A 15,317-nucleotide genomic window follows, 5' to 3' on the forward strand; every position below is an offset into this window, starting at 1 on the left:
CTATTGCAGTTAATCTACTATAATTTCAATACAAACAAGAAAAGGAGACTTAAAATGAAAACTTGTGAAAAAGTAAAGGTGTTTAGAGAGTTACATCGAAAAGATAAACCAATGGTGTTATTAAATATTTGGAGTGTGGAGTGTGCAAAGGCTTTAACTAATAGAAATATCAAATTAATTCCAACTGGAAGTTATGCTATGGCCGATAATTATGGGTATGAGGATGGAGAAAACATGCCCTTTGAAGAAATAGTTACTTATATCAGTCATATGCAACCAAATGAAAATTTTATTACTGTAGATATAGAGACTGGCTATGCAACTAATTTATATGAGTTAGAAAAAAACATAATAGCACTAATCGAAAATGGTGTAGTTGGAATAAATATAGAGGATAAAGTAAAGGGAACTTCTTCTTTATTTAATATCAATGAACAATGTCAAAGGATATCCTTTATTCGCAAAGTCTGTGAGAAAATAGGTAGTGATATTTTCATAAATGTAAGAACAGATACTTATTTTATGGGAGATATTCTGAATAATAATTTAGGCGAAGAATGTTTACATCAAACATTAACTAGAATGAAAGCTTATGGAGAAGCTGGAGCTGATGGAGTTTTTGTACCAGGATTAACCAACAAAGAACATATTCAAAGCGTCACAAATAGCTCTACAGTGGCAATAAATTTAATGTTGGATATAAAAAAAGATAATATGATGGAATACTTAAATTTAGGTGTTGCTAGGATTAGTTTTGGACCATCTCTTTATTTTTTATATAATGAATGTGTAGATAAAGATATTGATAAGTTTTATGAGAATATTTTAAATAAATTAAACAGTTATCATAAAAATAACCAAATAGAACTTTTAATGACCTAAAATGAGGATTTGAAATGATTAATAATGAATCTTTAAAAGAACAATATTACAAAGCATTGTTAGAAAGAAATTCAAAATATGATGGTATTTTCTTTGCAGGAATAACGACAACTGGAGTATTTTGTCATGCGACTTGTCCAGCGAGAAAACCTAAATATGAAAATTGTAATTTTTATGAAACGGCTGAGGAAGCACTTTTATCAGGGTTTCGTCCTTGTAGAAGATGTCATCCAATGTCTTATCCTAAAGAAATATCTCCACTAGTACATCAAATGATACATCTTGTTGAAGAGAATCCAGAAAAAAGGTGGAAGGATTCTGATTTTTCAGAGCTAGGATTTCACGCAGCTACTGCTAGGAGACAATTTAAAAAAATCTATGGAATGACATTTGTTCAATATGCAAGGGCTAGAAGAATGGGAATTGCTTTGAAATCTATAAGAACAGGTGAGAAAATAATTAATGCTCAAATAGATGTAGGGTATGACTCGTCTAGTGGATTCCGAGATGCATTTTCAAATATCATGGGTAAAGCACCATCTAATTCTCAAAAAGTAAAAATTCTTTATGCAAGCTGGATAGACACTAAATTAGGACCAATGGTAAATATAGTAGATGAAGAATTTTTATATTTACTTGAATTTGTCGATCGTAGAGGGTTAGAAAGAGAAGTCGAAAAGATACGTAATAAGTTAAATGCTTCCATCATTCCAGGGGAAACTAAAATATCAAAACAAATCGAAAATGAATTAAAAAATTATTTTAATAACAAACTAAAGAAGTTTAAAACGCCTATTATATTTTTTGGTTCTGATTTTCAAAAATCTGTATGGAACGAACTGTTAAAAATTGAAATAGGAAAAACTACTTCTTATAAGGAATTAGCTACTTTATTAAATAATCCAAAATCAGTCCGAGCAGTTGGTAATGCAAATGGGGCAAATCAATTATCGATTATAGTACCGTGTCATAGAGTCATACAATCTGACGGAAAATTTGGAGGATATGGTGGAGGACTAGAAAGGAAAAAATGGTTACTTAATCACGAAAAAAATTATAAAAATTAATTTTAAATGAAGCTAGTTATGTAGGTTTACGTGAGACTTTTGAAAATTTTTTTTTAAAAGCAATATAAAAAAACACTTGGGTTCACCAAGTGTTATGAAGTGCCTATACTTATTTTAATTTTTTTAGTCCTAAATTTTTTAATAGATTACAATTTGACTTCACTTTTATTATTTTTTAATAACATCATAAATTGTTTTAACTTAGATAATACATTCTTTTTTTTGTGGTTTTCACTTAGATTTTGAAGAAATTGTTGCTGTACCTGTTTGTTTTCTTCTTTGAATGAGGATAATGCTTGTCTTCTGTATTTGGATTCAAATAACATATAAAACAGCCTCCTTAGTTTACAAAAAAGATGTAAACGCTTTCTAAGTCACCTTTCCATTATTTTAGATGATTTAAGAATAGATGTAAAGTTGAAATCAATATTGTAGGAGAGTGGTATTATATCACTTCTATTTTTATTTTTATTTATTTTTAAAAAATAATCTCTTACTAGATGAGGAGATTAATTCATCTAGTAGAGTTTAAAGTAACAATATAAAATATACTATAAAAGTAATTATGCCAAGAGGTATAAATATTATTATCCAACCTATTATTAAAGTGCCTAACGCTTTCCAAGCTGAAAATTTATGAGCCTCAGCTAAACACTTTAAAGAAATAATAAAAGTCCATATCGAAATTGAGAAAGTTAAAATTGTAAGTGGCAGTATTAGAATTACGAATGATATTGTTGAGATTCCTAGTGAAAAATATTCAACTATTTTAAAAATCATAATCATCAAAGATGAGTAGATTGATGGGATACTAGTATAGCCAACTACATATCGAATTTCTTTTATAGTACCTTTCCCACCTAAAATACCACCTATCCATTTGAAAAATATTGGAACTAAATAGTAAACAATTGGTATACCGATAGCTGAAAAGAGAATAAAAGGCAAAAACATTGCAATGCTAAAATTATTTAGTAAAATACCTTGAATTGCGTTATTAAATAAGTTAACAAAGATTACTAAACAAATCAAAAAAAGGACTTTTCCTGCTGGTGGATTTGTATTTATTATGTATCTCATAGTAGTACGAGGTTTGAACATAATCTTTGTCCAAGGGTTTAATTTTACAACGTCTGTTTTAGATTCATCATTTTGTTGTTCTATGTCCAAGAGTGATCATTCCTTTATGTAAGTTTAAAAGCAAAATCCATTATATCATTTCTTAAGTGTCAATTTATACATAAAATTAGCAACCTTCGTATAAAAAGTGTGAAAGAAATTACAAATAGAACCACAGCAATTAAAATTATAGAGGATAATATGATTCCTGGGAGTCCAATACTGCCCATATGGTATACTCACTTTTTTTGAATAATATTACATATTTTATTACAAAATCGTGCTTATCTTGTGGTAGTGTGTTAAAAATAACCAATTAATTATAAAAAATATTTTAATTTTTATAAACTCATAAAAATTAAAATTTGTTGTTACCTATGTGTCTCAGTTAAGTTGAATAAAATCAGAACATATATTCTAAAATTGTGATAAAATAACAAAGTAAGATATCAAGAACAGAATAAAATTTTTTGTAATATAATATTTAGAGGATGTTCAGTAGGGACTTTCATTTTTGAACATTCATCATTTGAACAACATGGAGAAAGCTTAATGGGAGGAGCAAGTATGAAAATATTACAAGCGATGTTTTTTCCTCCAGAACAACCTGGTGGGGTTTCATCTATGGTTCCATACATTCAAACAAACTTTAATAAAATAGACTGGAATATGGAGATTTTTTATTTACCAAAACGAATTAGAAATAAAGGCACTGATGATGTTGAATTCACAACATTTGACTGGAAAAAACACGATGGGAACGTTATTGTAGATAAGTATATTCAGACTTTCAAAGATTATATGTGGTGGACTCAATTAAGGTTACAAGAACATTATGATTTGATTCACGCGCACCATCCTATAGCAGGTTTAGTGATGAAAAAATGTTTTCCTCAAACCCCCGTAGTGATTACCATTCATTCAAGTTATGAAAAAGAACTTTTATTAAACCAAAAAATTTCTAAAGATAGTTCAGAGCATCAATTTCTTACCTCTATATATCGTGAATTAGAATTTCATTTAGATGGGATCATTACGGTTTCTCAATCGTTTAAAAATTATCTATCAAAATTTGTGCAAAATAAGGACCATATTCAGGTCATTTATAATGGGTACGACTTTGATCGCTTTAAACCTATTACGCATGACAATAACATACCGCAAATCATTTCATTGTGTCGCTTAGTACCTGCCAAAGGCATGGATGTTCTTTTGGAGGCTTGTGCTCAATTGAAAAAAAGAGGTCACTCATTTGTTTTGCATATCATTGGGGATGGTCCGATTAGAAAAGATTTGGAGCGAATGGCAAAGGAAATGGGTGTATATGAAGAGATTATTTTTTACGGTTATATGTTGCATCCTGAGGAGTTTATACCATTTTATGATATCTTTGTCCTCCCCTCAAGAGCGGAAGCCTTCGGTTCAGTGTTTGCAGAGGCGGCTTTATCACAGCTTGCTTTAGTAGGTACAAATATAGGTGGAATTGCGGAGCAAATTGATCATGGTAAAAATGGTTTATTGGTACCTGTAGATGATGTACCATCATTAACAAACGCTTTAGAGGAATTAGTGACCTCTCCTAATTTTCGTAATGAACTGGCTAAAAATGCTTGGGAAAAAGCCAAAACAGAATACTCTATCACTAGAGTGATTGATCAGCTAAAAAACATATATATAAACCATTTGAATCAAGCCAATTAGGAGGCAGATGATTAATTTGAAATCATTTCGATTTATACATGCAGCAGATTTACATTTGGATAGTCCCTTCAAAGGGTATATGAGCATTCCTTCTAAGGAAATTACAGTCTATATTAAAAATTCTACTTTTATGGCACTTCAAGCTATGGTAGATTTGGCTATTCGAGAAAAAGTTCAATTTATGGTTTTGAGTGGGGATATTTTCGATTTGGCAGACCGTTCATTGCGTGCTCAAATTCGTTTTCAAAAAGAGATGTTAAGGTTAAGAGAGCACAGCATTCAAGTATTTATAATTCATGGTAACCACGATCCAGAGGATGGAAGTAGAGCAGATTTACAATGGCCGGAAAATGTTCATTTTTTTTCATCAGATCAAGGTGAAATGATACCTGTCTTTGATCGTAACGGTCAAGAAATAGCCCATATATATGGTATTTCTTATCCTACTAAATCTGTAACTAGCAGCTTAATTAATAAATTTAATATACAAGATGTTAATCAATATAATATTGCATTATTACATACAAATTTAGATGGCAACCCAAATCACGATAATTATGCACCTTCACAAAAAGAAGATCTTTTAAAATTAGCTGTGAATTACTGGGCGTTAGGACATATACATACGAGACAAATCGTGCATGAAGATCCACATATAGTATATCCAGGTAATATACAAGGCAGAAGTGTTCGAGAGTTAGGTGAAAGAGGATGTTATCTAGTAGACGTGGATGGGACAAGCACAACACAACTTACATTTGTTTCATTAGAAGCCATTCGTTGGATACATAATAAAATAGAGATAACTAATTTTCAAAGTGAGCAGGACCTCAAAGATGCTGTTGATCTACAACTAAAGAAGTTGAATGGGGAGAAGGGCAATAAACCTTCTATTGCTAGGTTTACTTTTGAAGGTCGTGGACCACTGCACTATTTTTTAAATGAGGATATGAATATAAAAGAATTATTATTGGATTATCAGGAATACATGATAGATACTGTAAAAGACGATGGTTCATTTGTATGGATTGAAAGTTTTAAAGTGAATACGAATCCTAAAATATCAAAAGGTCAATATATGGATGATTCACACTATTTAGGAGACTTATTACGTATTTCACAGCATTTATTGAATGATTCAAATGAGCTTCAAGCTTTTAAAGAAGAAGCTTTGTTATCTATGAAGTCTCATTTGAAAGCAGGAAGATATCTTCGAGACATGGATACTGAACAGCAGAGAATTGAATGGTTAAAAACAGCGGAAGATCTCGTTCTCCATCTGATACTAGAAGAGGGGGAATAATGATGAGAATCAAGCAACTACAAATCGAAGGTTTTGGTATATTTAATCAACGAAATTTTGAATTAAATGAGCCAATAACTTTATTTTATGGACATAATGAGGCTGGGAAAAGTACAACAATGGGTTTTATAAGGAATATGTTGTTTGGTTTTCCTACTAGAGCGTATTTACAACAAAGGTATGAACCAGTTACTGGTGGAGTACATGGTGGATTTATACAGTTTGAGGACGAAAGTGGGGAGAACCTGCGAATTGAAAGAATTCATGGAAAGAAAGATACCATCTTCGTTAGTGATGGATCTAACTTAACAGAGAAAGAAATGCAGCAGAGACTAGGTGGGATTTCACAGCAGTTATTTCAGGATTTATTTGCTTTTGGTTTATCTGAACTACAAGAGATTAGCACCTTACAATCAGAAGAAATGAGCAGTTATTTATTTCATTCTGGTATGGGCATACATGCAAATAAGATTATGGAAGCAGAAAAGAAACTGATAGGAGAAATGGAAATACTATTTAAACCCCGAGGTAAAAATCAGCTTATTATCAATCGATTAAAATCACTGGAAACAATAAATAACAAACTAAGAGAAAATAGTGGAGACATTGAAAAGTACAATGCCCATCAACAATCTTTAAGTAGGATTAATGATGAAATTCACTCAGTAGAACTATCTATAAACGAAAAACAAAATCAACTAAAATGGTTAAACCTCTGCTTGAAAGCTCGGGATACGTGGCTAAGAAAGCAAGAACTTAATGAGGAATTGGATCGCTTACCTAAGTTTGAACATTTTCCAGTAGATGCAAAAAATAGATTAGAAAAAATTGTTGAAGTTCAAGAAAACTTAAAAATAGAAAAGAACCGTTTTATTTCGAAAAAAAGAAAGTTAGAGGAAGAAATTCAAAAGTTAAATACCAATAAAGCATTGATCGATTCATTACCTCAACTAGAAATGTTAAATGAACAATTAGGAACGTACGAAAACGAAAAATCCTTAACATATGAATTGAAAATTGAAAATGAACAATTGAATGAAAGACTACAAAAGAGTTTACGAAATATAAACAAAAACTGGACAGTAAATCAACTTAAATCTTTTTCTACATCCATAGCTGCTAGAGACAAGGTACACCATTTTAAAACGTTATTACATAAATATCAGACAATAAAAGAGAAATTACAGGTTGAGGTTGAGCAGTTAACTGGAAAGATTGAATCAGACAAACAGTTAATAGAAAAAATGAAAATATTCATTTCCCCACTTTTGAAAAAGAATCATCATATCTTAGCTGAAATGAATATGAATAATTCCCAACAGTTACATACAATGAATGCTGAATTCAAGATGGAAATGAATCGACTTCAATTACTGGAAAAAGAGCTTCATTTATTAGAAACAAGGAAAACGGATTTACTGCAAAACATAAATGTGCTGAAAACGATGAAAAAAGATCGAAAAAATAAAAGTTTCAATTGGATTTTGATCAGTTTAAATGTTATAGGTCCGTCCGTTTTATATGTTTATGATATGATAACTTTTGCCGTGATTAGTTTTTTTAGCATATTAAGTGCTCAAGGGTTATTTTATTTGATTTCTAACAATAGTAAATCAAATCATTCTCTAGATGATTCTATTAGTAAACAGCAAACGTCCTTAAATGAGCTTCAGGATGAAATGAATCAAAAAGAGCAGATGTACATAAAAACAAAACAATTGTGCAGCCAATTCCAAATGAGACTATCATCAGTTCAAAAAGAAGTTGCCACTTCAATAGAATCAAATGGTTATCAGAATCAAACTTCTGAATATGAAATGAAATTCAATGAGCTTATGATGATAATGGATCAAAAAATAAAAGAAGTAGAGCAAAATGATGTCCAAATTAAACAGACAGAAACAGAAATTGAACATTTAATGAGTAGTATTAGTTTGTTGAAAAATTCAGGTTTAGAAAAGCAGGACTTACTCAAAAAGAAAGAACAAGAGATGGAACTTCTTTTAGAAAAATGGAAACATTGGTTATCTCAAGTTCATTTATCCGAGAATCTCTCCCCAGAATCTGTTTTTGAAATATTTCAACAAGTGGATCAAGCGATGATTATAGTTGCAAATATAGAAAAAAATGAAGTGAAAATAAAGCGATTGGAAGAAACGACTGGACAGTTTGAACATAAAGTGAATGCATTTGTTCCATACGAAAAAGGTTACGGTATTGGACAAGCCTTAAAACAAATGAGAATGGAAGCAAATTTAGAAGTAAAGAAAAATGATAAAAAGAAAAATATTATGTTGCAACATGAGGAAATTGTTGAAGAGACTGAAAGAATTAAAGATGTTTTAAAGCAAATGGATGAGAAGAAACATCTTTTATTTAGCGAGGCACAAGCTTCTGATGAAGAGTCATTTTTATCCAATGTATATTACCATGATCAGAGAAATCAACTAGAGCAAGAATTACGTCGTATTCAATTTTCTCTTCAAGATTGGGTTAGAGAAGAACAATTGCAAAAGTTGGAGCTAGAGCTAAAGAAAAATCATGCGATAGAGACGATGATGGAATCAAAAAATGAATTATCCGATCAACTCACAGAAATACAAAATCGTTTGGTTGAACTGAGAGATCAAAAAGGAAGAACGAGTCATCAGCTTGAGAAATTAGAATCAGATATGGATCATGCTGAACATATGCTTGCTTATGAAGGGGAATTAACAAAGGTAAGAGAACTTTCCAATCAATGGGCTATTCATTCTTTTGCATTACATTTAATTAAAAAAGCAAAAGCAAAGTATGAACAAGAACGTCAACCAGAAGTATTAATGAAAGCATCATCCTACTTTGAAAAAATGACAAATGGAGCTTTTAGAAGAGTAATGGTTCCTTTTGGAGAAAAACGAATGGTTGTAGAGAGAGGAAACGGGGCACAAATAGAAACTTCCTTTTTAAGTAGAGGTACAGCAGAGTTATTATATTTAGCAATGCGTTTCGCACTTGCACATGAATTTGGGAAAAAAGTGGCACTTCCTTTAATCATGGATGATATATTTGTCAATTTTGATGGGGATAGACTTAAATCTACGCTTTCGGTTTTAAATGAAATTTCTAACCATCATCAACTCATACTGTTCACTTGTCATGAGCATATTCGTAAAGCTATGAATGATATGTTTTCTCAGATTCAGAATATAGATTTGAATTTAGATCAATCATAAATCATTTTAATCGTCATTCCACCGTCTATTACTAGATTTTGTCCAGTAATAAAACTTGCTTTTTCCTCTGCAAGGAACAAACATGCGGTTGCAATGTCTTCTGGTTTTCCAACTCTGCCTACGGGATGTTGAAGTTTATCTTTTTCTGTGTGAATTGGATCTTCAGCATCCTTTGAAAATAACCAATCACGAGTTTCAATCCATCCTGGACTAATGGCATTCACTCGAATTCCGTATTCCCCTAAACTAACAGCCATGGCATGTGTTAATGCCAAAATCCCGCCTTTAGATGCCGAATAAGCTTCTGTATTTTTCTCTGACATGAGCGCTCTTGTTGAGGAAATATTAATGATGGAAGTGTGTTTCTTATGTATCATACGTTTGGCAAACTGTTGTGAACAAAAAAAAGTGCCTCGTAAATTTACAGATAATACTCGATCAAAGTCGTCAAGTGAACATTCTAATACAGGACTATTTTTTTCAATTCCAGCGTTATTTATGAGAACATCGGGTACACCCATATCTTCTATGGTTAGATTTACCCATCTTATAACATCCCTCTCATTAGCAATATCAGTAGGAACAAACATAGCTTTTCCGCCTAGTTGTTGAATAAATCGAATAACTTCAAGCCCAGCTTCTTTATTTGTATCCGCAATAGAAATATAGTATCCTTCTTTTGCAAATGAAATGGCTAGTGCTCTACCAATCCCTTGAGCCCCACCTGTAATCGCTGCTATCCTTGGCATATCATCCACCTCAGATTATTTTTATTCCATTATATAGTATTCTGAGATGAATACAAATTTTATGACCAAGTTTCTATCACAGTAGGGTGAGCATCATGCAGGGACTCTAATCTATTTAATTGTTTTGGAACCGCATCACGTACTTCTGATAAAGTATCCTTAACATATACAAAGGGTGAAGGTTCATTACGATCATAAAGCCTAGCAACGTATTTTAAAGGATGACCCTTAGGGTTTTGAGATATAACAATCATGGGAATTTCACATACGTTTATAGAAAATTTACTTACTTGTACATTTTTCATCATTTTCTCACATTCCTTTTCAGTTTAATAATAATTTTATTTTAAAATAATTTGACTAAATTACTTTAAATAAAATTTTTAAACAAAATTGGAAAAATTTAAATAAAATTATAATTTAGTATCCTTTTTTTTATAACTTTAAGGAATAAACAATTAATATTAAATTCTTGGCAAAAAAAAGAAACATAAACTATAGAGTTATATGTTTCATAGATAAAGCTAATTTCAATTATTTTTTCTATTTTTTATGTATATAACTGTAAGTCTTTCTTTACTACCAACCTGCATCCTCAGAAAAGAATAAGATCTCAGAAAATTCTATAGAAACAATTCCTGATAAAAGAAGAGTAACGATAAATAAGGACTTAATGATTCCTTTTTTCTTCATAGTCTATCCCTCCTTTCATTATTAATTTGAGGTCTTCATTTTGTAATCATGATAGGTTTCTAGTTTCTGAATAGTTGAAAAAACATCCATCGCCTCTTTGTTAAGCGAATGAATATTCATTATCAGCCTTAAACAATCACTTTCTTTGGCGATATGATCTACCTTTGCATATCTTGATGCTGCTTCCAAATAACAATTTATCCCTAACTCAATTCTTTCTGTTAGGACGCAATAGTCTCCTTTCAGTTTGAAATAATGAGCTAATTCGGCCTTCTTAACGGGTGTAACATATTTTATAGATAATAGTTTTTCTTCTAGTTGGATAAGTTCTTCAATATCTGATAGATTTTTTGTCTGTAAGTATAAGGTGATTAAACGATTCACAACATGAAGTAAAGTGAAATCCCCACAATGTTTTAAGTTCTCTTGAAGTATTATTATAGCCTCCTGATGATTTCCATTTGCAGAATGTAGCCTCGCTTCTGTTAATTTTACATTGTCTTTTACCTCTGGAAGTGAGTATTCCTTATATTGATTCAAGTATTCTTTTGTTTGATCATAATAACCTAAGTAATAATAACAATTACATAAAAAATAGATGGTGTTCGCCTGCATTCTAGTATCACAGATCGTTGCGTTCAGTGCTTTTCTACCCATATCTATACCTTCTTCAAATAAACACAAATAGTATGCATGAACACCTAATTTATAATACATTAAACCTTTCTCTTCACTAGTAAGGAAGTCCTCAAAAAACAAAACACCTCTGCCTGATGCATACGTCGATCGAAATTTAGTAAAATCATCTCGTTCAATCAAATAAGTTTGTAATAAACCTTTTGCGATATAAGGCATGATTCCATGTGCTCGTGAGTAATCAATAATCACTTGATAGAGAGCAAGTTTAATAGAAGGTTCATCAATATTTGATATCATATTATAGAGCCTTTCTACCAAATCTATGCTGTCTTCAAAAGATGATTGAAGGGCTTTCATAGCTACTTTTGTAATAATAGGAATACTTTCTTCTACGTGAATTAATTTCTTTAAAATAGAGAATAAAACCTCAGCTCTCTCTTCAATCTCTATATATCGCTCGATCATTTTTTCATAAGGAATATTTAATACAAAGCCAATTTTTTGAATCGTTACCAAGGTAGGACGTTTAACTTGTCCTGATTCAATTCTAGATATACTAGCCTTATCCACACTAGTTAATTGTTCTAATTGTACTAGTGTCATTTCTGCTTGTTTCCGATGATGTCGAATGAGTTCCCCCAATGATGAACTTTCTTTGGTGGTTATCATTCATTTCCACCCTTTCCACGTAAACATATATTTAATAGAGTTCATTGTTGTTTAAAAATAAAAATTTTGAGGTAAAAACCAATAAGAGGTAAAATCTTGTAATTATTTGTCATTTAATAGTTTATCATTTGATTGAAAAAATTTCAATATATATTCGACCTTTGGGAGAAGCAGGTTGTAATTACATTGTTGTCTATATGTTTGTACTATGGCTATGAAGTATTATTAATTTTTGGGAGATAAGGAGATATTATAATTTTGGAAAGAGATAATTATGTTAGAAGAAGATTTAGAAGAATGTTTACTCTAAAAGAAATTTAGCCAACAGAGGGTATGAGTTATTAAACCTTTTTATTAAAAATGAAGGGATAATAATTACAAAAAACAAATTATTTCTTTATTGTGGAATGATGGAGTTGATGAAGGAAGTGTTAGTGTTTTGACACACGCCTTAGAAAAAAATTAGACAGAGCAGCAGAAAAAATTCAGGTAGAAACAATGTGGATATATTTTCAAAAGATCAGATATCTAATAACAAGATAAGATCTACGTAATTTTATTTTAAAGGATAGTAGGATAAGTAAAACAAAGAATAAAGTATTTATGAAAAAAGATTAAGAAATAAAAACGAACAAAAAATATTACAAAGATCTTAACTTAATGTTTTCTTTTTTTCTCTAAATATAACTTCACTATTCTAAGACCATCACTTTTAGTGGCATATCCTCCTCCTATGAAATTGTTATATCTCATGGGTATGATTGTAAATAGAAATTGGATAAATGAACAAATCATTAGTTGCTTTAATGTATAATTTAATATATATATATTTGATGTACTGTCTAACAAGTTATAACAGATTAAACTTAATATAAATGAAAAAATAGGACCTGATAAAAAAAATATTATTTTGTAATTTAAATCTCTAAAAAATGATCAGAATACGTACATCATCCAGACCATCCACTAAATGGGTAAATTGTTAATTTGATTCGACCCAAAATAATATTTAAAGATTTATTTCCTTTTCCTAATATAATATTAACTTTATTATTTGGGTTAAAAGTGGCTACTATTGCATGTCCAAGCTCATGTATTAATGTTGCAACAGGAGCAAACACTGTAATAATTAGTATAAATGTTACTAGTACCTTTAAAAGATCATCCATTGATTAATTCCATCTCTTTCATTTTCTAGTAAAAATCTGTGATACAATTTTCTAAAAGCTAATCCACCTGTGCTATCCGTTCAAGAGAATGATATATTTGCAGCGATATATTTTACTGATTTGGTAAATACGAGAAATACACTACTTCTTCAGACATTTAACTAAGGCATTTATACCTCTGTAATTAGAAGGAGGGAACATTAAATTCACATTATGTATAAGGAATTAATTATTATTTCTTAATGATTACCCCATTGATTTCAACTAACCTTAGAAGGTTTAGTCCTCATCATCATCCACAACCAACCTAAACTAAGGAATCCGAACAGAGGATATAAGGTGGTTAATAAAGTGCTGAAGCCAATCTGACTAATAAAATAACCAAGAATTAGAATGGATATGATAATCGCTTGATGATGTAGAGAAGTTCTTTGTCTAATTTGAAGTGTTAATCCATAGATATTTGCTATAAAAGTGGTGAAGATTTCAGCATAAATAATGATTAAAAATAAAAACTGAATGGCTCTTCCTAAATCAACAATAAGCATTCCCATAGGGATTTGAAATTGAGTTATGCCGGGCATCTGAGCAGATAAGGCAAAATGTCCTGCAAGAAGCATCAAACCAATGCCAATCCCTCCTAAAATCCCTCCCCAATATACTACTTTTTTATCTCTTATTTTTGATCCTATAGGGACTAAAACCGCTTGTGCAAGTGATAGGTTGAAACCGATATATAAAAATGGTGAGAGCCAAACACGTAACATATTTGGTTCCGTTGATCGAAAAATCCAATTGCCTGCACTAGGGGATTGAATCGTAGTAAAAATAATGATCATCGTAAATAATAATATTAATGGCACTACGATAGAATTTACAATTAAGATGGCATTAATACCTTTCATAAGTACGAAATAGGCAAGAAAAATGGTAAAAAATAAACCTATTTGATAAGAAATATGGAAATGTTCATGAAATATAGAGCCGCCCCCAGCTAACATGACCGAAGTCATAGCAAACAAAATGACTAACATTAAAAAACTTATCCACCTGCCAAAACGTTCACCAAATAACAATTTATTGAGATCTTCATAGGATTCTGCACCAATATCGTGAGCAAATATCATGATTTTTGTCCCAAGCCAAACAAACATGATACTTGTAATTAAAATAGTTAATGTTGCAATGGAACCAAATTGGGTGAAAAAGGTTAATATTTCTTGTCCAGTTGCAAACCCTGCTCCAACAATGGTTCCCATGTAAGTGAAGGCAATCTGAATGATTTTTTTATATTGTTCCATTAAAACTGTTCCCGCCTCTCGTACAACCTGTATAATATATCTTATGAGTACAAGTAGTATAATAGAAGCATATGGCTGGATATCTCACAGAGATATTGACGACTTTAAATAAAATGAATGAAATATGATAAAATAGTGTAAAACATCGGTAGAATTGAATTTATGGAGGGTTCGATATGGATTATTTAAAACAACGAATCATAAGTGAAGGGAAAATTGTTTCTAACCAAGTATTAAACTTAGACTCTATATTAAATCATCAAGTTGATCCTAAATTAATCCAACAATTAGGTAGAGAATTTGCATCAAGATTTAACGATCAAGGGATAACAAAAGTACTTACAATCGAATCCTCTGGCATATCCATTGCTTATGCAACCGCTCTGGAACTGGAAATACCATTGATTTTTGCTCGTAGAAAAAAAACATTAATGTCAGATGACTATTATTGTGAGCGCGTGCCATCTTTTACAAAGGGAATAGTTACAGATATCTTAGTTTCAAGTGAATTTATACAACCAGAAGATCGAATTTTAATTATTGATGATATTATCGCTAATGGAGATGCGTTGAAGGGACTTATAAACATCATTCAAAAATCTGGTGCACATTTAGTAGGCGCTGGAATCGTAGTTGAAAAAGTTTTCCAAACTGGGGCTAAAGATATTCGTGAACAGGATATACGCATTGAATCATTGGTGAAAATCATTTCTTTAGATAACGGGAATATAATTTTGGAGTAATGTTATATATCTTCTAAAATGAAGAATTTTCATTTTTTTACACCTTTTCTATCTCACTTTTTTCATT

13 protein-coding genes are annotated in these 15,317 nt (G+C 30.9%); 6 read left to right on the forward strand and 7 right to left on the reverse strand.

Annotated features, from left to right (window positions below):
- Window positions 1–54: 54 nt before the first annotated feature.
- Both VQL36_RS06145 and VQL36_RS06150 read left to right on the forward strand, forming a co-directional pair.
- Window positions 55–882: an isocitrate lyase/PEP mutase family protein gene (locus VQL36_RS06145; RefSeq protein ID WP_349248464.1), complete on the forward strand. Its 828-nt coding sequence runs from the start codon at window positions 55–57 to the stop codon at window positions 880–882.
- A 14-nt stretch (window positions 883–896) separates the two neighbouring features.
- Window positions 897–1,949: a trifunctional transcriptional activator/DNA repair protein Ada/methylated-DNA--[protein]-cysteine S-methyltransferase gene (locus VQL36_RS06150; RefSeq protein WP_349248465.1), complete on the forward strand. Its 1,053-nt coding sequence runs from the start codon at window positions 897–899 to the stop codon at window positions 1,947–1,949.
- 146 nt (window positions 1,950–2,095) lie between these two features.
- Here VQL36_RS06150 and VQL36_RS06155 read toward each other — a convergent pair whose 3' ends face one another.
- Complete coding sequence (locus VQL36_RS06155; protein WP_349248466.1) at window positions 2,096–2,275, reverse strand: hypothetical protein; 180 nt, start codon at window positions 2,273–2,275, stop codon at window positions 2,096–2,098.
- A 202-nt stretch (window positions 2,276–2,477) separates the two neighbouring features.
- Complete coding sequence (locus VQL36_RS06160) at window positions 2,478–3,119, reverse strand: Yip1 family protein (protein WP_349248467.1); 642 nt, start codon at window positions 3,117–3,119, stop codon at window positions 2,478–2,480.
- Window positions 3,120–3,635: 516 nt separating this feature from the next.
- Here VQL36_RS06160 and VQL36_RS06165 point away from each other — a divergent pair.
- Genes VQL36_RS06165 through VQL36_RS06175 form a run of 3 tightly spaced genes read left to right on the forward strand, consistent with a single transcriptional unit; the run spans window position 3,636 to window position 9,287 of the window.
- Entirely contained in the window at window positions 3,636–4,769 is a 1,134-nt protein-coding gene (locus VQL36_RS06165) for a glycosyltransferase family 4 protein (protein ID WP_349248468.1), read from the forward strand.
- 16 nt (window positions 4,770–4,785) lie between these two features.
- The gene (locus tag VQL36_RS06170) at window positions 4,786–6,072 is read left to right on the forward strand and encodes a metallophosphoesterase family protein (RefSeq protein WP_349248469.1); all 1,287 of its coding nucleotides are present in this window, start codon (window positions 4,786–4,788) and stop codon (window positions 6,070–6,072) included.
- A gap of 2 nt (window positions 6,073–6,074) precedes the next feature.
- Window positions 6,075–9,287: an AAA family ATPase gene (locus tag VQL36_RS06175; protein WP_349248470.1), complete on the forward strand. Its 3,213-nt coding sequence runs from the start codon at window positions 6,075–6,077 to the stop codon at window positions 9,285–9,287.
- Here the strand turns inward: VQL36_RS06175 and VQL36_RS06180 are convergent.
- From VQL36_RS06180 to VQL36_RS06200, 5 genes are all read right to left on the reverse strand, one after another.
- Entirely contained in the window at window positions 9,278–10,036 is a 759-nt protein-coding gene (locus VQL36_RS06180; RefSeq protein WP_349248471.1) for a glucose 1-dehydrogenase, read from the reverse strand. The two genes, VQL36_RS06175 and VQL36_RS06180, sit on opposite strands and share 10 nt — an antisense overlap.
- 59 nt (window positions 10,037–10,095) lie before the next feature.
- Complete coding sequence (locus VQL36_RS06185; RefSeq protein ID WP_349248472.1) at window positions 10,096–10,341, reverse strand: hypothetical protein; 246 nt, start codon at window positions 10,339–10,341, stop codon at window positions 10,096–10,098.
- A 409-nt stretch (window positions 10,342–10,750) separates the two neighbouring features.
- The gene (locus VQL36_RS06190) at window positions 10,751–12,037 is read right to left on the reverse strand and encodes a helix-turn-helix transcriptional regulator (protein ID WP_349248473.1); all 1,287 of its coding nucleotides are present in this window, start codon (window positions 12,035–12,037) and stop codon (window positions 10,751–10,753) included.
- Between the two features lie 950 nt (window positions 12,038–12,987).
- Window positions 12,988–13,206 carry a hypothetical protein gene (locus tag VQL36_RS06195; protein WP_349248474.1) on the reverse strand — a complete coding sequence of 73 codons (219 nt, stop codon included), beginning with the start codon at window positions 13,204–13,206 and terminating at the stop codon, window positions 12,988–12,990.
- 260 nt (window positions 13,207–13,466) lie between these two features.
- A complete protein-coding gene (locus VQL36_RS06200; protein WP_349248475.1) occupies window positions 13,467–14,507 on the reverse strand; it encodes a hypothetical protein in 1,041 nt (346 codons plus the stop codon).
- 176 nt (window positions 14,508–14,683) lie between these two features.
- Between VQL36_RS06200 and VQL36_RS06205 the strand changes: the two genes are divergently transcribed.
- Window positions 14,684–15,250 carry a xanthine phosphoribosyltransferase gene (locus VQL36_RS06205; protein ID WP_349248476.1) on the forward strand — a complete coding sequence of 189 codons (567 nt, stop codon included), beginning with the start codon at window positions 14,684–14,686 and terminating at the stop codon, window positions 15,248–15,250.
- Window positions 15,251–15,317 lie beyond the last annotated feature (67 nt).

Source organism: Chengkuizengella sp. SCS-71B, from assembly GCF_040100845.1.
Taxonomy (GTDB): Bacteria; Bacillota; Bacilli; order Paenibacillales; family KCTC-33759; genus Chengkuizengella.